The sequence below is a fragment of the Dyadobacter ginsengisoli DSM 21015 genome (assembly GCF_059568735.1).
Genome location: NZ_JCANTY010000002.1, coordinates 251262 through 272253, shown reverse-complemented (window position 1 = coordinate 272253; position 20992 = coordinate 251262). Strand labels below are relative to the sequence as shown.

Below are 20992 nucleotides of genomic sequence, written 5' to 3'. Positions count from 1 at the left end.
CTGTCTGAGGTTCATGGACGAGAAGATTCTTTACACCAGTTTATTGAAGGGAGCTATGGTGGGCAACCTCAGGTATGCCGACAAGCTGGCTGCGCGAGTGGCGGATTTGATTGAAAAAGCCAATACCCCGCAGTCAAACATCGCGGCGTTTACTTCGGACCTGATCTATTATTACGGAGATATGCTGGACGAGGACGAAGAACAGGCGCTCGAATCGGCTGCGGTTCTTGAGGGTAATCCCGCATTACCGGGCTTGCTCCGGGACTTGGAAGAAAAGTATGCCGAATATTTCCTTGAAATGCTGTCGGGCAGACGTGAGAAGGTTGAAATGGTGTATAATGATGTAACTGCCCGATCGAATGTACTGATCGATGATGAGGACATCCATGCCATTAAGAAGTGCGAAAGCCTTGGGGAAGCGGAGGGTGCGGGCAGCATTTTCAAGAATATTCTCCGTCACGAGAAAAACGCGACCATCGAATTATACCAAAAGACCATCAATCAGGTGGTGAGCAATGTGATCAGAAACAGCGGCGAGAAGGACGATGCGCCGGAGTTATGGTCAGTTGCACAGTCCGAATTCAGGCGCAAACTCGATAGGAAACCCACAGAAACCGGGTATTACCAGTGGCGCCCCACCGACTCCGGGTTGCTTGCAAAGGCCAGCATCTTTACTTATTTTATCAGGATTTGCAAAGCACGGTGGCTCGACGTCCTGCGTAAAAAAGCAACCGAGAACAGGCACCAGAAAGCCCTGTACGATGAATTGAAGTCGGATTATCAGGATGAGACGATGGTCGAGCCGTTCGAAGAGAACGATCTGCGGAGCCGCATTATCGAAGCAATCGAGCAACTGGGCAAGCCCTGCCGGGAGGTAGTGAGAGGAAAATGGTTTGGTGGAGATTACGGAGACGGACTTACGTCGAAAGAACTGGCCGCACAGATCGGCTATTCGCCAGGCTCGATCGACAATCTCCATTCCGGCTGCCTGAAGAAACTTGGGGCAATTATCAAACAGAAACCGCTATGATCCCAGATAAAGAAACGAGAGATATCCAAGCCTACTTCCGGGATACGTTACCGAAGGGCCGGAGGCAGAAATTCGAGGAACGCTTGCAAAACGATCAGGTATTCAGGGCTCGGGTGGAGGAGCTTCGCCCCATTTTCGAAACTCTCGAAGGAGTAGAAACCGCTAACAGGATCAAGGGCATCATCGAGGGCACCGACGCCGACGCAGAAGAAGAGCAGCAGAAAGTAAGGCCGCTGTGGCGAAGAATGCAATACCTGGCCGCGGCTTGTGTACTGTTGCTGGTGGGGGTGTTTATCCGTGATACGACTCTCGACCTGCGAACTTTCAACGGAGCGTATAGCCCTGTGGCGGGAGCGTCGAGAGGAGAGACGACAGAAGAATGCCCTGATCTGGACATCATGAAACTGTATTACCAGGGCCAGGACCGTACGGAAGCTTATCAGACAGTACTCGACAGTCTTGACAAATATCCGAGCGGGCCCTGTTTCGACTTCTATAAAGGGATGAGCTACCTGGGCCTTGGAAATGCGTCTGGTGCGGTTCCGCTTCTCCTGAGTGCGACGCAATCTGCCGACGACGAGCTACGGCAAAATGCAGAGTGGTACCTGAGTATTGCTTATGTCAGGGACCACAAAAAAGCAGAGGCGCAGGTTTTATTGGGAAAGATTATTTCGGGAGCGGGGGAGCATAAGCACAGGAATGATGCGGAGAGCCTGAAATCAAGTCTGGATAAAAAGCCACTCATGTTCCATTTCCAATTCTAATCGATTCAAACCCTTAAAGAATAGATAGCCTCCCTGTCACTATGAAAATTCGGAAGATATTTTTGCATGTACTGGCGCTGATTTGTGTGCTTATGGCAGAACCTGTATTTGCGGTAAAAAGAGCATTGCTGATCGAGATTGGACGATATCCGACCAAGAGGCAGGCTCTTAATACCGAACGCGACGCCTACTGGATGAAAGGAGCTCTCAGGCAGCAGCGTTTTCTAACCCCACGCATTTTACAGGATAAAGACGCTACTGCTGCGAACATTCGCAAAGCATTCAGTGAGTTGATCAGGCAATGCAAGGTGAATGACAAGGTCGTGATCCATTACGGGGGACACGGCACACAACTGGATGACGAAGACGGAGGCGATGAAATGATAGACCAAAAGGATGAAGCCCTGGTACCGTACGACGCTCCACTAGAAAATGCCCCCGGCGATCGCCGGTTTATACGCGACGACGAACTGGGTAAGTACATCGATTCGCTTCGAATCGCCGTGGGCACGGAAGGGCATGTGCTCATACTCATCGATGCGTGCCATTCGGGAACCATGACGCGCGGGCAGGCGGCCACACGGACGGATAACATCCGGTCCACCGAGTCGGTACCGGCCAGCTCCGAAGCGAAGCCTCAGTCAGGTTGGTTTGATTTACCCGCGTCAGCACTCCGTGCGGCCACAGCAAACAGTTTGGGTAATGTGGTGATGATTTCCGGAACGGAAGCCGATAAACCGCTGCGCGAAATACTCGATGATGAGCGACTGCCGGTTGGCCCATTGTCGATATGTTTCAGCAAAGCGATGCTCCTAATGGATGAGCGGGCCTCTTATCAGTCCCTCTTTAACCAGATCCAAAAGATGATGTCGCTCAGAGACCCGAAGCAGAACCCTGTTATGGAAGGCAACAAAACGGCAAAATTGCTGGGAGGGGATATTGTCTTACCCGATTTGTTTACCTGGATAAAGACGGGGATGGATCAGGCATATCAGCAGTTTCGTTTTCCCAAGGGCATGTTTCTCGGCTTTACCAGAGGCTCGGAAGTTACCGTAAACCTGACGGGACAAAACAATAATGCCGGAACCCCAGTGACCGGACGTGTAGTGGAGGCGACACCGTTTGAGTCGGTCATTGAACTCAGCCGCCCTTTACCAAAGACCGATTCTGTCTTGCTCAAAACCACTTTGGTGAAACAGTCATTCGAGGCAGGCTCGGCGCGGATTACCCTGACCGGGTTCGAATCCGATGCGCGCAGGCGGGAAATTGAATCACAGCTATCCGACGTACCCAACCTGCGATTGGTTGAAAAAGATGCCGACTGGCTGATCAGGCCTTTTAAAAAGCAGATCGAGCTTTGTCGTGCTGCTGACGGGCTGCAACTGGAATTATTCGAGGCAGGAGATTTGAGCAACCTGGGCGACCGCATTACGGCATACGCGCAGGCCGACTGGCTCCGGGACCTCGACGTTCGTAATCCGTCGATGCGTGCTACCATGAGTATCATTCCAGTTAAAATCAATCCGGATAACGACAATGTGGAGGCCAGGTTACCCGTAGAGCTAAGGCAGGGCATACCTGTTTTGCGCACCAATCAATACGCACTTTTCACCGTCAGGAACACTGGTTCCGTACCGTTCTATTTTTCTGTGATAGACATACTTCCCGATGCGGGAATAGACGTAGGGCTGCCAAATAACAAATACCCGCCGACTACGCTCAGGCTGAAACCCGGGGAGGAACGCTCGATTCCCGTACGAATTGCACCGCCGATCGGTTTGGAAACTTACAAATTGATTCTTTCTAAAAATCCGGCATCCCTGAATACCACGATTCAAACCCGGGGGCTCAGTCCGGAAACCGGCGCACAGTCAAATCCGATCAGCAACCTGCTTTCGGCCCGTTTGAGAGGAAGCAATAATCAGGCACTCAAACTTGATGAAGCAGGTACCGATGAACTTCAATTTTGGGTGGAGACAGCTAAACAGTAACCGAACATGAATCGACTGATACAAACCATTGCGTTGACGCAACTTTTGGTATTCATAATGCTATCCCGCGTGGGCGCACAGGATTTGAAACAAATCGAAGCGCAGATTCAGGATGCCATAACCAAAAGGAAGTATGAACAGGCCAGCGAGTTGGTTGACAAAGCGCTTGCCACGCTTAATCCCAAAGTACCGGAGCAGCAGCGGATCTACGGGAATTACCTGGCGAAGAAGGGTGACCTGGAGCTTCGTCAAAAGAAATATCTGAAAGCAATAGAGTATGCCGGCAAAGCGGAAAAGATTCTGGACAAATATCCGCCGGATCTGATTGTCGTAAACAATTTGGTCAACCTGGGCTATGCATATCTCAGAACCAACGATGAAGAATATGAAGGCATTTCTTTTGAGAAATTTACCAAAGCAGAAAAGCAGCAGGCAAAAATAAAATCTCCGGAAAGTGCGGCTAAACTAGGTGACCGTTATATGGCCATTGGGGATGAGCTCGTAAAGGGAACAGAGGAATACGGCGTTTTCACGGCGGTTCGGCTTTACGGAACAGCGGCGCAGCTTTTCGAGAAAGCACGAGATCCCATGCGCGTAAGAGTGGCACGGACAAAATCATTGGCTTTAATGGAAAAGATACAGCGCGACGAAGAGGAGGAGGAGGAAGAGAATGATGCTCCCAAGAAAGCTGAAAATAAGAGCAACAATAAAAAGCCTTCGGGGGTGGCCTCAGGAAGAGCCAGCGAAGAGCCAGAAGAGCCATTGGTTATCAAGAATCCTTATCTGGCAATGGTGGCGGAAATGCCGCCACCAAAGAAAAATATGACCGAAGCCGAATTGGAGAAATCGTTTAGGGATTGCATCGTGCAAAACGGAGAAGCGAGCCCTTCTGCTGTTACTTGTCACCGTGTGGCGGGGAATTTTTATCGCACGGTCAAAATCAATCTTGGAAAAGCCCAGAAACACTTGGAGCGTGCCATTTCCATTTTGAAAGATTTGAATGCACTTAACACTCCATTGGCAGCCAGTTGCCGAAAGGAATTGATGTTTGTGTATATGCAATTGGGGCAATACGACAAAGTTGCGACACAGGTCAGAGAAAATCATAACCTGATAAAGAACTTACACCGCCTCGCTTTCAACATGGGCGGGACGGAAGATGACAAAGAGGCTTATTCAGGACTGGATATGGGAATGCAAATGACCCTGTCGTTTACTGATTTTATCCAGAAAAAGAGACAAAACCCGGATACAGCCCTGTCTCGTCTCAGTTACGACGCCGAGCTGTACCTGAACGGTTTGTTGTTCGATGAAACGCGCCGCGAACGGGATTTTATCAGGGCACAAAATAATAAAGCCGTAACCGGGCTCTACGAATCGTGGCTGGGCCAGAGACAGCGCATTGCTAACCTGCCCGTTGCCAGTAGAGACTCCGCCAGGACCAGAGCGGAGGAAATAAAAGACGACCTGTTAGAGTTACTGGCAAAAGCACCTAAAACGAATCAAACGGACAATGAGATCGTGTGGAACCAGATAAGACAGAGTCTTGCGACGGACCAGGCGGTGGTGAGTTTTGTCCGGTTCAGATCGTTCTCCGTCATGGCTTCGGCCGGCGGAGAGTATTCGGAAAAACCGGAAGATATGCTTTATGCGGCCATGGTCATCCGGGCGGATTACACGTCACCGCGTTTTGTATCGCTGGGCAACGAAGCGCAAATTAATGAGTTGCTGGCACAGCCGGATCTCTATGCGAAGGAACGGGACAGAGGATTTGCAAGAATTGCCTATGGTGATTCGCTGTATCGATTGGTTTGGAGGCCCATCGATAAATTGCTGGACGGGGCAACACGGGTTTACTACTCCGCTCAGGGATTGTTGAGCCGTGTGGCTTTTGCTGCATTGCCGCTCCCAGGGACAACGTCTGAAACCCCTATTGGCGGGCAATATCTGGAAGGGAAGTATGAACTTTATCAGCTTTTTAGCACGAAACAACTGGTTCCCGGCATTTCCCCATTCCGTTTGGAACCGCGCATGTCAGTCGCTTTGTTCGGAGGGGTTGATTACGGGCTGGCTCGCGGGGAAAATGCTCCCGCAAAACAAGGCGCACCGCTAACCTATCTGCAAACCGCAATAGCGAAAGAGCATGTCAGACCTTTCGCGCCTCTTGAAGCCACTTCGAAAGAAGTGGTTGAAATTCATCGGATACTGCGCAAATCGGAGCTTTTCATGGACAAGGAAGCTTCGGAAAAGCGATTCCGGCAATTTTCGGGAAACTCCCCGGACATACTGCACCTGGCGACGCATGGGCTGTATATCCGGCCCGACGCAAAGCAAGAAGATAAGTCCCAGGATGAGGCGTATATGCGGACAGGCCTGGCTCTTTCAGGGGCTAATGATCTTTGGCAATTCAAAGCAATTCCGGCAGGCAGCGAGGATGGCTTGTTGACTGCATACGAAGTGCAATTCCAGGACCTGCGTCGGACGCGACTAGTCGTGTTAAGTGCTTGTGAAACAGCCCTTGGGGATGTTCGTGGCTCGGAAGGAGTGTTTGGCTTGCCACGGGCATTCAGGATGGCGGGTGCTGAAAAACTCCTCCTAAGCCTGTGGCCCGTCGACGATTCGGTGACCAAACAATTAATGACTGCCTTTTACACAAAAATGGCCGCGGGTATGGAAGTCCGTGAGGCTTTTAGGGAGGCACAAAGAGCCATTCAAAAGAAGCACATTCAGCCTAAGCTATGGGCACCTTTCGTACTCATTGAATAACCTGCGAACTCGCTGATCCAAGCGAAAGCCTGTCCATTTTTATTCTTTTCGCTCCTTCTCGGGGGCAATAGATTTTTATTGTCTGTAAAAAGGTAAATCGCTTTATAATCAACCACTTGATTTGAGCGGGCAATAGACTGTTGCCCAATAAATAGCCTGTGCTGAAAATTTCCTTCATTTTTTCTTCCCCGCGATGAGATTCTGTTTATGCCCTTCGATAAAGGGGCAAAACAAATAACCATGCAAATGAGTCAAACAAAAATTGTCGAAAAAACCCCCGTTTGCGGGGTGATCCGAAGGGCAACTAGAATTGAAATTTGTTGGCGGAAGCGATGTACAACTGGGCTTGAAGCAGAAGTGATATCAGTTTCAGGCCCTGGCGAACAAATCATAAGCTTTTTTTAACTAATCAACTCATTTGAGCCATGTTACTATTCCAAAATTATAAAAATTACCACCTGATCTCTGTGCTACCGCTGTTCTTGGTTTTCGTTAACAGTTGCTACGCTCAGGTGGATGAAATTGGGTTGTACTTCAAACAGGATGGGTTTATCCAGGAGATTAACTTCGACAAGAAGGAGCTTGTTGTGAATTTTACATCGAAGGTAGGGATATTCACTGAGACTGTACTCGTCGTAGATCCCAAGACAAAATCTATTGCAAAAGGGATTTCAGACTTTAAAACATTAAAGTTTGGGATGGAAATCGAAATCATCGGCGATAAAATGCCGAAGCAGAATCTGGTGATTGCCAATAGCATCCACATTAAAGAGATTCCGAAAAAAATAAAAATAGAAAAGGGAAGGCTGGACGACATTTCGGACGATATCGCAATCATCGACGGACATAAAGTGAAGATGAAAGCCGGAGGTAAGATTACCGGTGACAAAAAGACCCTTTACAAAGGCAAAGTCTTCGAGAATTTCAAACAACTCAAATTAGGAGATTACGCGACTGTGGAAGGGGTTTACGACCCAAAAGGCTTCACACTGGCATCCGAAGTAAAAGTATCGCCTGATCTTGAAACCAAACTGGATCAGGAAATGAAATCCGTTAGCAATGATTCCTCTTTCCACAATTTTAATTACGACAAATGGATGGATCCGGCACAAAGGCAACGGTTTCTTGGGACGATGTATAACGGGAATCCAATTGCCAATAGCATCACTTTACAAAACTATGTTCAAAACCTTGGCGCGAAGATGGTTCCTGCTTTTATAAAAGATAAGATCAAATTTATGTTTGTTACGTTCGTCGACCCGGAAGTAAATGCCTTTGCTCAACCAGATGGATTGGTGTTGGTGAATACAGGTCTTCTAAAGGAGGTTGAAAATGAAGCGCAGTTAGCGGCCATTATTGGCCACGAAATAACCCATGCAATATATGAACATAGCGCAAATGAGTCTAAAAACAACGTAGGTGTTGCAAACAAAAGAAAGTCTAACGAAGGAATAATAGATGCTGCCAAAGATCTAGCAAAAATATCTGCGGATTGGGTTAAAGTTCCTAAAATGAAAATTCCAAATGCTACAAAAAGAACCTTTAAACTGAACATTGACTCACTCTCTGACGCATTCAAGATTTACGAAAAAGCCAAAGAGATAAGCATTTATTCGAAATACTCCGTGGACAACGAGGCGCAGAGCGATCGTGTTGGTCTGTATCTGCTTACAAAATCCGGATATGACCCAAGAGAAGCAATGAAGTTTTGGCGCAAACTGTTTGCCGGGAAATTTGAGAATACTGCAAGTGAAGAGAAGCGATCTATTTCTGGTTCGCAGGTCAATAGTTTCTCAAAAATTTTCGATCGATATAGGAAGCTGCCCAGCGCGTCGGACATCGGTGTATACTTTTTCAGGAATCAGTTGACTACGAAATCTGGTGTACTGATTGATGAGGCAATACGTCCCGATGGTCAATTGGAAACGCATCCGTCTGATGCAAAGCGTTTTGAATTACTGAATGGTTATGTAAATCTTTACTACTCAGATCCCGAGCTTATAAGAAAATCCTTTGTTGGGAAAGCCGAACTGGCAAAGATATTGGAGAAGGCAGACGACGAAATGAGAGCGGCTGAGCGAAAGCTATTCGAACAACAAATCCGAGAGTATGCAAAGCGATATAATCTTGATAAAGCATTTAATTCCGCATATGAAAGAATAAAATTGAAGATGAGCTCGAAGGACCAAACCATTCTGAATTACAACGGCTTTAAAATTAATACATGCCTGAAAGTAGAGGATTTTACAGGTAAGAGAAAATGCGAAGTTGCTGGATTGAAATCGCTGTTGAGCGGTTTATATGATAGCCATAGTGTTGAAATTACGACATTCGTCAATGCTTTTAAAGCTGGCAATGTTTCGCCAAGTTCCAAAAACCGCTCGTTTGCAATACACCACGAAATGGAAAAGGCATACAATGATTTTGTGATTTCTGTGGCTGCAAGGTATCAAGTCTGCGATGTTGAAGTTTTAAATAGTATAAAATCAGCAATCCAGGATGGCAGCATCACGAATTATATCGCGCCTTCCAACGAGGCTATCAGTGAAGTATATCACCATCTGGAATCTTTAAAAAAGGGTGACTCAAAATAGATAATCCAGTTTTAGGATTAAACCACATTTCAAATTAAGATATCAAATTTATAAATCATAAAGACAATGAAAACACTTAAAGACATCTTCGGAATTATCGTATTTGTAGCCATTATCTGGCATCTGCACGTTTTTTTCTCAGATCAAAAGGAGATTGCCGGGATTTTTAAGGCATCGCCCAAGCTGGGGTATGTCTGGACGGAGGACATGACCCATGAGGCAAGAGTATTTTGGGACGATACTGACGCGCACTGGCAGTCCGGGCAGGATCATCCGGATTACAATGTCAATTCTGCGGAAGCGGAAGGGAAATGGATTCCAAAGGCGGGATATCGGTTCGCGAATACCGACAACGGAGATTTGTCCACCACCTGGACAGAGAACCTCAGACATCCGGATATGAAGGCATATTCGTCTGCAACAGAAGGAGAATGGCGGCCGCAGATAGGGTATAAACTTGAATTTGATGCCTATGGAAATGCCGTTAACACTGTATGGGACGCAGGGAGGGCTTATAACGAATTCAAAATCAAGGCCTCGAATGTAGTCGACCGATTTGAAGCTTTCCCGGGATACACGTTCTCAAATCCAACAGACAATCTTAACGTCAAATGGACTCCCGGCCTTCCTGATCCTGCGAATCCAAGCCTGATCGCTGCGACTACAGAAGGGGAGTGGATCGATAGTAACGCTGCACTGGCTTTGTCGGAAGGCCCGGAACAGATGTTGGAGGGGGTGTTTGGGGCCATAGCCGCCAATGTTGGTGAATGGTTGTTTGGAAAAAATGTGGTCACAGACGCTATGAAGGAGGAAGCCGCAAAAGATCTCGTTGTTGGCGGCGTCAAAACGATCTTCAATTAAGAATTGGTCTGCCAAGTTCCAAAATTAAATACGTATATACCATAGCGTTAAATACCCATCCTGATGAAAACATTTTTTTTTGTGCTGTTGTTTGTGGCAGCTATGGCGTCTTGTGCGCAAAAAACGATGAGTCATTCGAAGAAAATCAAGGACAAACCTTTCGATACTACTGCTAATGTGCGGGCAGACAGTAGTCTTAATCGCCACGTGATCGCTTATGTCTCCGCCATCGACTTCGAGAAGTTCTATGATCTGAGCTATGATATGCCCGCAGGTTATAAGTTTTATCTTAAACTGGATACGAAGAATATCGAGATATTGAAAAGGACCAGTTTTAGCGGGAACAAGCTGTATGTGATAAATTACCATTCCATAGAAAGAGAGGCGGCCGAGGACGAGGCAGTACAAGCATTGCCTGTTGACGACAAGTTGATCGCTGTTTCAAAGGACGACGGTATGACGTGGAAATTTCTGATCTACGACAAAAAGTATTCGGGCTACCTGTTAAAGAAAGAGTTTCCCGGGAATGTAATCAAATATCTGCTTGCCGGGAAATAAGCACCTGGTTTATTCCTGCGTCCAGGCTACCGACCTTCGAAAACTGCATTGCCTGCAACCCGCCCAACCTTAGGGCATCAGGAAACCTTTGCCTCTTTGAAAAGAAAATCAATGTAAAACCTTCAAATTCAATTTACAATGAACAAAACAGTCCCCAATAACAATCCGTATTCTCATGAAGGCACGGTTCCGAATAACCACCATTATGATGTACCCAAAAAAGGCGGCACGATCATCTCCGGGCAGGAAAACAGCCAGACCGACGGTCAGATGACTGCTTCAAACCCTGTCGTCGGGTTTCTTGTTTCGTTTTCCAAGACAGAGTCTGGCGAGTACTGGGTTTTGCGTGAGGGCAACAACTTCCTGGGCAAGGACCTGGACTGCTCTATAAGGCTTAATGAAGCGACGGTCTCGGGTAAGCACGCGACGTTGAACATTACTGTCAATGCGGAAGAAAACCGGCTCGATATCATTCTGATCGACACCGCCTCGGCCAATGGAACATTCCTGAATGGCAAGAAAATCCTGGCTTACAATGGCGTTGTCGTCAGGGATGCCGACAAGCTGAAAATAGGGAACTACATCGTGAAATTGATGCTGGTAGATCGCTATGCTGAAAATCTGCAGAAAAGTGAAGTGTTTAAGGAAATGCTCGATTACGATTATGCTTCCCGGGATTTTTACACGGATGGCACTCGTCCGATGAATTTCAATACCTGATACCAAATCTCACTTCTACCCATTACCGATTATTGAAATGGCACAAATCCAACTTAGCGGAGCGAAAGCAACCTACTTTTTCGATCCAAAGAATAAGACTGATTACCTGGGTACGGGAGGAATGGGCGTGGTTTTCAAAGGAAGGGGTGTTAGCAAGGAGACAGGATACGACAGGCCGGTGGCGGTCAAAATCCTCTTCCGGGACCTTACCGAACATATCAGCGTCGTGGAGCGAGTCAGACGTTCCAGTGAAATCAGAATTCTGCATAGCAACCTTATCGAAATGCTTGATTTTATTGAGCAGGACGGCATTTGTCACGACGTAAGCGCCTATGTAGAAGGCACAGATCTGAATAAGCTCATCGAAGGCAACAAGGCACAAGGGAAGGTCTATTCTGTCAACGAAGCGAAGGCGATTATCGGCGATGTGCTGAACGGGCTCGAAACTTTGCACCAGCGCGGGATCATTCATAGAGATATAGATCCATCGAACATCCGGATTTGCGTGGACGGAAGCACGAAACTGATGGATTTCGGCATCGCCCGGCTCACGGGAGGAAAGACCAAATCGCTGACGGGTGTCGGAACGCTCATAGGCAAGCCCAATTATTCCCCGCCCGAACAGATCCGGGGCGAGAGCGATAACATCAAAATGAACACCGACCTGTATGCATTAGGCGTGACAATCTATGAAATGCTGACGAGCAATGCCCCGTTTGAAAAAGGTAACGAGTTTGACACCATGCAGGCGCAGGTGAACGACCCGCTGCCCCGCAGCAAGCATTTGTCTCCAAGCCTGTATCAGTTCCTTAAAATAGCGACGGCGAAAGACCAGGCAAAGCGCTACCAGACCGTGGCGGAATTCCGGCAAGCCTTCGAACTCGCGCTCAGCAATGTCTGGTGGAAGGAGAAATCAGTGCAAATGATGGCGGGAGCTGCCGTGCTGGCAGTTGTACTGGGCTTGTCCGGCCTCCTTTGGTACTGGCATAACGTGAAGAATTACAAAGCAAATGCCACCAAAGCCGCACATTTCCTGGGCATTGCCCGGTACGACAGCGCTCAATATTATTTTCAAAAAGCAGATGATTATTATGGGACAGATTCTACACAGCAAAGGATAGCAATGCTTCATTCGTTGGTGCCGGGCATGGCGGATTTCTATGATGCCAAATATAAGTCTGCGTTTGAAAAACTGAAAAAGGCGAGCGAGTTGGGTTCGGGAGACGCAGATTATTACCTCGGAGAGTTGACGTATAATGGCCTGGGTACAGTCAAGGATTATCAAACCGGCTGGAAATATTCTACAAGCGCGGCCGAGCGAGGTTTCCGAATGGCGTACTGGCGGATGGCTTACGCATATCAAACAGGGAAAGGAGTTAAGAAAGACATTTACCAGTCTGATAAATATTATCTGGAAGCTGTCGAAGCCATGAAAAAACTGGCCGAGGCGAATGATCCGGAAGCGTTGGGGAACCTTGGAATGATGTATTCCAACGGCGACGGAGTGCCGAGAAACGAGAAGCTGGCACTGGAATATATGCTGAGATCCGCAAAAACGGGGTATGCGTTCCTCCAATCCAACCTGGCGCAGATGTACCTGTATGGGTCCGGGACACCTGTAAATCTTCCCGAGGCGGTCCGCTGGTATAGATCTTCGGCGCAAAAGGGGCATCCGACCGCTCAGCTGGCATTGGGCAACATGTATCTTACGGGCAATGGCGTGGGGCAGAGTACAACGGAAGGAATGAAACTGATCAACAAAGCCGCGGCTCAGAATTACTCTCCTGCACTCTCCCGGCTGGGCTACCTGTATTTCACAGGGAACATTATCGCCAAAGACGACCTGAAATCTTTCGCCAACACCAGGAAAGCGGTTGATTTTGACAACGACAACATTGTTGCCATCGAAAACCTTGCCTACGATTACAAAAATGGAGTGGGGGTTGCCAAAAGTTACAAGGAAGCAGAGAAATGCTATTTGAAAGCGATCAAAAACGACAGTACGTCGGCCGGGAAAAATTATTTGAATATCGCCGCGCTTTATGAAGTTGGAGGTTTCGGGATTGTTGGCGATGAGTTTCAGTTTGTGAAGTTCTGCGACCTGGCCGAAAAGCATGGCAACACATCGGTGCCTGAGGTGCTCGGCGTCTATTATAATCAGAAGGGGGTTAAAGCTCATGATGATGGATTGTACGCCAGCGCCCGTAAATATTTCGGCCTCGCAGTCGCCAAAGGGAATGCTTCGGCTGCCGGGAATATCCGACACATGAACAGCCTTGGGGAATGACAGGCTCACAGGAAATCTATCTAAGGGGCCGGAGAGGATTGTACGTTTTCAATCCGTTTCCGCCCAACCGGCCCCTGGGCGAGGGTGGAATGGGCAAGGTTTATGCAGGAATGAAATCGGATGGCACGCCGGTCGCCATTAAAGTGCTGTTTGGCCAGCTTGCTGCCGAAAAACAGTTTGTCGAAAGGTTCGAGACAGAAGCACTCATTCAGACGAGTTTAAGTCACCCCCATATCATTGCGAGCTACGACTTTGTCCTGGCTAATGGCAAATATCACATTGTCAGCCAATTGATAAAGGGTGTCTGCATTGCGGAATATCTCTGGCCCGGGCGGCTAAGGAGAGATGCGAGCGAACCGCTCATGATACCCAGCACGGATTTGTTTTGTCAGGTACTGGATGCGCTTCACTACCTGCATTCCCAGACGCCGCCGATTATTCACCGGGATATCAAGCCGGATAACATCATGGTGCAAAACGGCAAGGCGATCGTGATGGACCTGGGTGTGGCAAAGGTGACGGGCGGCAAACGCCAGACTTCCGTAGGCATCGTCATAGGCACGCCACAGTATTCCCCGCCGGAACAGATCAGGGGTGAGAGTAACAACATCAATGCCACGACGGATATCTATGCTGCGGGGATCGCATTCTATGAATTGATTACCGGTAAACCCCCATTCAACGGATCCAACGAGTATTCGATTATGGAAATGCAAGTGAAATACAATATCCCGCCATCGGATGCCATTCCGCCCGGGATTTACAATGTGCTGAAAAAAGCTACTGCAAAAAAGCAAAGTGACCGCTATCAGACCGCCCTGGAATTCAAGGAGGCACTGTTGCAGACGAAAAACTACAAAGCAGGGTGGTGGGACAAGTTAAAAGGAATGTTTAGCTAGGAGATTTATGAAATATAACTATGCGTCCAAATCCGTCATCGGAGGACGAACGGAGAATCAGGACAGCGCAGGAAGTATGCAAACCCGGTTTGGATTCGCCTCCGTGGTGTGCGACGGAATGGGCGGTGCCGCTGGTGGCAAAGTTGCGTCCGCGATGGCCGTCGACATTATCCTGCACGAGTTGAATAATACCCGCAATGCCGACCCGGCGTCTGCATTGAGAAGTGCGATCAGTAAAGCCAGCCAGGAAATTTATCGTCGCGGTCACCATCGTCCGGAACTGCGGGGAATGGGTACCACGGCGATTGCGATCATTATTAATGCCGACAAGGCCGTCGTCGCTCATGTAGGCGATAGTCGCGCGTACCAGCTCCGGGAGGGCGAAAAGGTATTCCGGACGGACGACCATTCCAAGGTGTTCGAGCTTGTCAAGCGGGGTATTCTGACGGAGGAGCAGGCTCGCTTATCAGAAGAATCGAATGTCATTCAGCGTGCTCTGGGCATAGCGGCGGACGTCGATGTCGAGATCAATGACAACATCCCGTTCTGGGAGGGGGACCTGTTCATGCTGTGTACGGATGGTGTGTGCGGCGCTTTGCCGGAAGAAGAGCTTCTAGGCATGCTGACCAGCACTCGGGACGTTAAGAAGCTCTCGCAAAATGTGATTGAGCAAATCGATCTCGCCGGTAACCGGCTGGGTGGAGGACATGACAATCTCACTGTGTCTTTTTTGCAGCCATTAATTAATTCAAAACTAAAAGTTCGTATAGACATGAAGACCAGAATTGTCATAAACGTTTTGAGCGTCTGGGTGGCGCTCCTCACCATTGCCTTATCCTACGTTATCTTTTTGGGAGGACTGCCATCGAAGCCTCTAACCATGGAAAAAGACCTCCCGGCCCGGGTGGAAAAATTGTCAAATGAGCTGCAAGAGGTCAGGTTAAGGCTGGACAGCCGAAAAACCCTGCCAACGCAGGAAAGACCAGCAGAGGGAACGCCGGCGAATTCTCGCACAAATCGAGGTCAGGCTCTCAGGGGAAACAGCGTCGATAAACTGGCCGAAGTAGGGGAGACGGGCACACCAGCAAAAGACTCTCTGCAATACAATATCATTCAGGAGTACACTGTCAAAGCGAATGATACGATGCGAAAAATAGCAACAGAACTGGGTGTGGATGATGCTCTCCTCCGGGAGTTTGAACAGTGCAATAGGCATATCTCGTGGTCAAAACTGAAAGAAGGCCAGGTCTTGAAGCTCATTAAGGTCCCGAAGGAGCACTAAGCCGCCGACCTGTCAACTTCAATCTTATAACCATCCGCTATCATGAATATCATCACTATCGGAAGCAATTCCAGCAATAAAATCGTGCTGAGCAATTCCCATATCAGCAGCTCTCACGCCGAATTGAAAATAGAAGCGAACGGGGCAATGTTCCTCTTCGACATGAGCATGAACGGAACGTGGGTCAATGGACGGCGTGTCCATAAGAGCGTCGTCGCTCTCCGTCGCGGTGATACGGTGCTGTTTGCGAACGTAGTTAGACTGGACTGGAATCTTGTGCCGCAAATTCAGAACGACTATCCGGGCATAAAATACAGGATCACCGTCGGCAAGAATACGGACAACACCATTCAGATTCCTAATCAGAATATCAGTCGGTACCATGCTACCATTAAGATCGACAAGCGTGGACGTATTTTCGTCAATGATCAGAGTACCAACGGCGTTTTTGTAAACGGGCATAGGATTCCAAAATCGACCGATTTCCCGGTGCAACGTGGCGACAGAATGAATTTTGCTCAGGTTCAGGACCTGGACTGGAAGAAAATACCTAAAACAATACCTCTACGGCCCCTTTTGTTTATATCGCCGGTCGTAGTTGTGCTGATCGCCCTGGGAATCTTTTATAAAGATGTTTTAGCCGAATTCGGGAAGAAAATTACCAGAGAACCCATTTCGAAAAAATACGAGAACAGTATCGGGTTAATTTACAACTCCTATTACCTGGCGTATATCGACAACGGAGATACGCTATATTTCATTGGCGCAGGTAATTCCATTTCGCTTAACAAGGAAGACATACGCCCATTTGAAATTACGGGCTCCGGCTTTTATGTCAGTGACGAAGGGGATATCATCACCAATAAACACGTGGCCGCTCCCTGGGAAAGTGAAGCTTCCGACGATAAGGAGGCAATGGAAAAGGCGATTAATATAGCCAGGTCGTCGGTGGGCCAATATTCTTTGAACTCAAAAGTCGTTGGTTTGCCAGTGCGGGTAGGCATATTTCCAAACGGCTCAACGATTGAAAGAACCGATTTTTTTAAGAACATGCTCCCTTGCAGACTAATTAAGCTGGCGAATGAGAAAGAGGTCGACCTGGCGCTAATTCAGCTTGAATCAAAAAAAATAGCTGCGGGATGCTCGCCGGTGAGGGATATTATTTCCAAAATGGAAGATATTTCGGAGGATGACGAAGTTATCGTATTTGGCTACCCGTTTGGTTTTGACCTTGCAACTAAAAATTCGGAAAATAAAGTAAAAGCATCGCTAGATCATGGCAAGGTCAGCAAAATTTCGGACCGGTATGAAATACAATATAATGCTCCCTCATTTCATGGGGCCAGCGGTTCCCCGGTTTTTAATCAGAATGGCGAGCTTATCGCGGTCAACTACGCTGGTATTGAAAAAGCGCAGGGATATAATTTTGGAATTATTGCAACCCACATCAGAAAATTGTTAGATGACTGATTTAAAAGCAAAGGTCTGTGAAAATGAAGTTATCCTTATCATTGCTTACACTGCATGTAGTTGATACTGCTTTTGCACAGAAATTTTGTACTGATGAAGATGGTATCGGGTTAATCGGAAAAAGTGTAAGTCGACTGGTGGGGCCCTTTCTAATGGGTCTCGGACAAGGCTTTCCTGCATATTGTCACCTAATTGCAAGCCAAGCACCTACCGCATCGCTTAAAATTCCGGATAAACTCCTCCCGTACCTCATGCTCTGGCCGATTATATTTTTTGTCCGTATTATAGCTTTTCCCTCGCCGATAGATCAACTAATTGTTGACTTTATGGCCATTATAGACACCCAATTTTCGGTTGGGAACGTCCCGGATAAATATGAAGATCTGAAACATAAGCTTGGTTTAGGGGAGTTTTCGTCAGCACCAGGGGGTGGTTTTATCAACTTCTACTCTGTCCTAAGAAAGAAAAATATTGAGTACATATTATTTTCCGGAGTTAATGAAATTAACAACTCACATTATGTTGTAACCGTGCACAAGGTAATAAGTGTGTAAATTGACTTTTTGAAGTCGAAACGAATATGGCGCCGACGTGCTAAGGGCCGTGTGTATCAGTCGCAAGTCACTGGTTCGCTTACTCCAACGATGATCGGTGCTGGATTTTGTGCATGATGTCCCTGTAATATTTTCCTTCAATAAAACTGTCGTTAGTATGTAAATTCTAACGACAATCTTATTGAACCTGTGTGTTTGTTTTAAGAGGTTTAGTTGGGATCGTTCATAAGCAGGTTGCCGAATTTATTACGGATAGCCGGAATCGGGATGTCCCCGTAAATTATTAGCTCAGTTGCTTCCGAAAGGCTTCCGGTGAATAACCGGTGTGCTTCCTGAAAAAGCGGATGAAGTAGGAGGTATCTTCATAACCCAAATGCCAGGCAATATCCTTGATCTGATTCGATGTTGCCAGCAGAAGCCTTTTGGCTTCCAGAATAATCTGTTCATTGATCAGGTCTGCGGTCGTCTTACCGACAGATGCCTTGGTGATGGCATTTAATTGATAGACCGACAGATTTGCCATCTTGGCATATTCTGCGACGCTTTTGATCTGGGTGATGTTTGATTCGAGCAGCCTCATCAGCTCTTCGTAACGCTCCTGTGTGTACGTGGGAATGCCAGACGCGCTTTTTGCGGGAGTTGGGCTTTGTCTGGCAAATTCAATCATGAACAGTTCTATGCTGGCTCTTATGGCCGGCAGGTATCCGTCTTCTCTTAATGTATATTCACAGAAACTGCTGGAAAGGTAGCTAATCAGTTTTTTGAAACGGATTTGGTCAACCTGTCGGTAATTCTGAGAAGTTGCCCTTTTCCACTGCGCCTCTGTGCCCGGGCTGTGGGCTTTGTAAAATGAATTATCGAATTCCAGCAAATATCCCCGGCTGTTGGCTGCTAGCCGTAAGTGATGGACTTGGCCGGGTCGCAGGATGAATACCGCATTTTCATGAACCTCATATTCGATAAAATCGATTTCATGGACGCCCTGGCCTTGCTCTATTGCCAGAATGAAATAAAAGTCGTGCCTGTGTAGATCATGCATCAGGTCTTCTCCTTTGAGAACTGCACTAAGCTCCCTAATACTGAACCGGCCATGATCATGTTGAATCTGGTGCGTTTGTGCTATATGTCTTACAGGGATTGATTTCATCGGTCTGGGGCCCATTGTGGTTGACGATCTGTTCGGATTAACCTACAATAGTTAATCATAATCGACAATTCTGCTATACAACTCAATTTTTATCCTATTTCCTGACCTTCAACACGAATTACCTTTGCATCATTCGGAGAAAACAAATTAAGCTATGAAAACCAAAGCTAAAATAACAGCCTCGATAAAAATTTGGGTTGTGATTTACCCTTCCATTACCCTGTTCCTTTATTTTTTTGGAGAGCCCTTGTCAGTGTTGCCACTATATCAGAGAACCCTGGTGCTTACAGTTTCACTCGTCCCCTGGATTGTTTTTGTCGGGCTTCCGGTAGTAAACCTTGTTGTCGAGCTGCTATCATCTAAGCGTGAAAGTATTAACAAAATCTGAAACCTTCCAAATAGCGATGAAAACGCAATATTTTGACGTAATAGTAATAGGGGGAAGTTATGCGGGACTGGCAGCAGCCATGGCAATATGGGGCGTGCGTCAAAGCAGGTGCTGATCATCGATAATGGCAAACCATGCAACCAGCAAACGCCGTATTCACAATCGCTAACGCATTCTCCACCGGGACGACCGCAGGGATAATGGTTGGCAAAAGGCTGATCATGGAAGAATTTTGTACAAAAAGCGCCTTCCCATGAGCCTGTTCATTATAGCAATGATTGGAATTTCGGTAGCAAGGCGTGTCTTGATCTTCTTAAACCGGCTGGGGCTTCGCATTTTCCTATTTCTATAACCGAATTCGCACCAATTCGGCGCCACCTCCCCATTGAATGGGTTACCTCATACCAGTGCACCCCATCTTCTTACATAGAACACATATTTTAAATCAGTAGACAAAAAATGAAAATCGTAGTAGTGGGTGCCACAGGCACCATGGGCAAGTACCTTGCGGATGCATTTGAAAAAGACCATGAAATTATAAGGGTTGGTTCCAGCGGCGGTGATATTCAAGCCGATATTACTTCACTCGAATCAATAGAGAATTTATTCAAGCAGGTAGGCAGCTTTGATGCACTGATCTCTACCGCCGGTCCTTCGTATGTTGGCCCTTGGAAGAACTTGACAGACCGGGAATTCCGAAAAGGCTTGGAAGGAAAACTGATGGGTCAGATCAACTTGGTGCTCGTCGGGCAGCATTATATTAATCCGAGGGGGTCATTTACTTTGATCGCCGGTGCTTTGACAACTGACCCACAACGAAACTTTGCGAATGCCGCAACAGCCAATGGGGCGATCGAAGCGTTCGTACGAGCGGCAGCGATCGAACTGGGAAACGGCATCAGGATCAACGCCATAAGCCCTACTGTAATCGAAGATTCTCCCCAGTATTTTCCATATTTCCCGGGAGAAGTGCCGGTTACCATGAGGGAACTTGAATACGGTTTCCGAAAAAGCATATTCGGAGCTAGAACAGGTCAGGTTATAACTCCTGGATAAATTTAATTTTAACTATTTACCATCAAAAGGGCATTGTCGATCTGTAATGTCTGTTCTGCATATGCGGCTCTTTTTATCCTCTTTCGCAAAACTAAAAATCAGTACTCTGCCGTTGGCTAATCGATTGTCGACTTTAAATTTAAAGTGAACCAGCTTTGTTTAGAGTTTAGATTAAACGCATATGAGACCTAGAATACGGTGTTGGAAGTGTCCTAAACCGACGGAGAATACAAAACGCACGAAATGAACAATCTAAGGAATCTACTCGACTCCTTAGTAGACATTATCCTCTTTCAAACAGCGCGGCCAGCTTCCTTAAATCTCCCGGCAAAAGGTTCGACTTTTGTCTCGTAGGGTTTGCACAACGCAAAAAAAGAGCGATCAGTTTTCACAAATTGGTCGCTCTTTTTGTATTTAAACCGTTTGGTTTTAAGGTGATTCTAGATCGTCTGTTAAGTTTTCTATTGGCTCGAACGAATGTTGATATATCTCATATTAAAAAAATCGATTTGGTTAAGGTGTTGATTATGAGCTTAGTGTAGGTTTGGGTACTGTGGGTATATTTTTGACTTAATTCTCCATTAAATAAGAATAATCTGTGAAAATTGTGTCGATTGGGTGATTT

At 47.1% G+C, this 20992-nt stretch carries 16 protein-coding genes; 15 read left to right on the top strand and 1 reads right to left on the bottom strand.

The features are described 5' to 3' along the window. Window positions 1–13: 13 nt before the first annotated feature. The 13 genes from BP71_RS07410 (at window position 14) to BP71_RS07350 (ending at window position 17776) form a co-directional block, all read left to right on the top strand. Window positions 14–1030 carry a sigma-70 family RNA polymerase sigma factor gene (locus BP71_RS07410; RefSeq protein WP_496377933.1) on the top strand — a complete coding sequence of 339 codons (1017 nt, stop codon included), beginning with the start codon at window positions 14–16 and terminating at the stop codon, window positions 1028–1030. Further along, the gene (locus tag BP71_RS07405; protein ID WP_496377932.1) at window positions 1027–1794 is read left to right on the top strand and encodes a hypothetical protein; all 768 of its coding nucleotides are present in this window, start codon (window positions 1027–1029) and stop codon (window positions 1792–1794) included. Before BP71_RS07410 ends, BP71_RS07405 begins: the two co-directional genes overlap by 4 nt. A gap of 92 nt (window positions 1795–1886) precedes the next feature. Then, window positions 1887–3785 carry a caspase family protein gene (locus BP71_RS07400; protein WP_496377931.1) on the top strand — a complete coding sequence of 633 codons (1899 nt, stop codon included), beginning with the start codon at window positions 1887–1889 and terminating at the stop codon, window positions 3783–3785. 6 nt (window positions 3786–3791) lie between these two features. Then, window positions 3792–6551: a CHAT domain-containing protein gene (locus tag BP71_RS07395; RefSeq protein WP_496377930.1), complete on the top strand. Its 2760-nt coding sequence runs from the start codon at window positions 3792–3794 to the stop codon at window positions 6549–6551. A gap of 425 nt (window positions 6552–6976) precedes the next feature. Further along, on the top strand, window positions 6977–9145 hold the full coding sequence (locus BP71_RS07390; RefSeq protein ID WP_496377929.1) for a M48 family metalloprotease: 2169 nt from the start codon (window positions 6977–6979) through the stop codon (window positions 9143–9145). Between the two features lie 66 nt (window positions 9146–9211). Then, complete coding sequence (locus tag BP71_RS07385; protein ID WP_496377928.1) at window positions 9212–10006, top strand: hypothetical protein; 795 nt, start codon at window positions 9212–9214, stop codon at window positions 10004–10006. Between the two features lie 63 nt (window positions 10007–10069). Further along, window positions 10070–10564: a hypothetical protein gene (locus BP71_RS07380; RefSeq protein ID WP_496377927.1), complete on the top strand. Its 495-nt coding sequence runs from the start codon at window positions 10070–10072 to the stop codon at window positions 10562–10564. A 138-nt stretch (window positions 10565–10702) separates the two neighbouring features. Then, complete coding sequence (locus BP71_RS07375; protein WP_496377926.1) at window positions 10703–11284, top strand: FHA domain-containing protein; 582 nt, start codon at window positions 10703–10705, stop codon at window positions 11282–11284. 37 nt (window positions 11285–11321) lie between these two features. Next, the gene (locus tag BP71_RS07370) at window positions 11322–13571 is read left to right on the top strand and encodes a protein kinase domain-containing protein (RefSeq protein WP_496377925.1); all 2250 of its coding nucleotides are present in this window, start codon (window positions 11322–11324) and stop codon (window positions 13569–13571) included. Further along, window positions 13568–14470 (top strand): serine/threonine protein kinase, encoded by a 903-nt coding sequence (locus BP71_RS07365; protein ID WP_496377924.1) that lies wholly within the window; start codon window positions 13568–13570, stop codon window positions 14468–14470. Before BP71_RS07370 ends, BP71_RS07365 begins: the two co-directional genes overlap by 4 nt. Before the next feature lie 7 nt (window positions 14471–14477). Next, window positions 14478–15752, top strand: a complete 1275-nt coding sequence (locus BP71_RS07360) for a protein phosphatase 2C domain-containing protein (protein ID WP_496377923.1) — start codon at window positions 14478–14480, stop codon at window positions 15750–15752. A gap of 42 nt (window positions 15753–15794) precedes the next feature. Then, on the top strand, window positions 15795–17222 hold the full coding sequence (locus tag BP71_RS07355) for an FHA domain-containing protein (RefSeq protein ID WP_496377922.1): 1428 nt from the start codon (window positions 15795–15797) through the stop codon (window positions 17220–17222). Window positions 17223–17245: 23 nt separating this feature from the next. After that, complete coding sequence (locus BP71_RS07350) at window positions 17246–17776, top strand: hypothetical protein (protein ID WP_496377921.1); 531 nt, start codon at window positions 17246–17248, stop codon at window positions 17774–17776. A gap of 283 nt (window positions 17777–18059) precedes the next feature. Here the strand turns inward: BP71_RS07350 and BP71_RS07345 are convergent, their stop codons facing one another. Beyond that, entirely contained in the window at window positions 18060–18815 is a 756-nt protein-coding gene (locus BP71_RS07345; RefSeq protein WP_496377920.1) for a helix-turn-helix domain-containing protein, read from the bottom strand. 262 nt (window positions 18816–19077) lie between these two features. On the opposite strand from BP71_RS07345, the gene BP71_RS07340 reads away from it, so the two are divergent. Next, the gene (locus BP71_RS07340) at window positions 19078–19311 is read left to right on the top strand and encodes a hypothetical protein (protein WP_496377919.1); all 234 of its coding nucleotides are present in this window, start codon (window positions 19078–19080) and stop codon (window positions 19309–19311) included. A gap of 459 nt (window positions 19312–19770) precedes the next feature. Next, window positions 19771–20367, top strand: coding sequence for a short chain dehydrogenase (locus BP71_RS07335; protein ID WP_496377918.1), 597 nt, complete (start codon window positions 19771–19773; stop codon window positions 20365–20367). The last annotated feature ends 625 nt before the right edge of the window (window positions 20368–20992 follow it).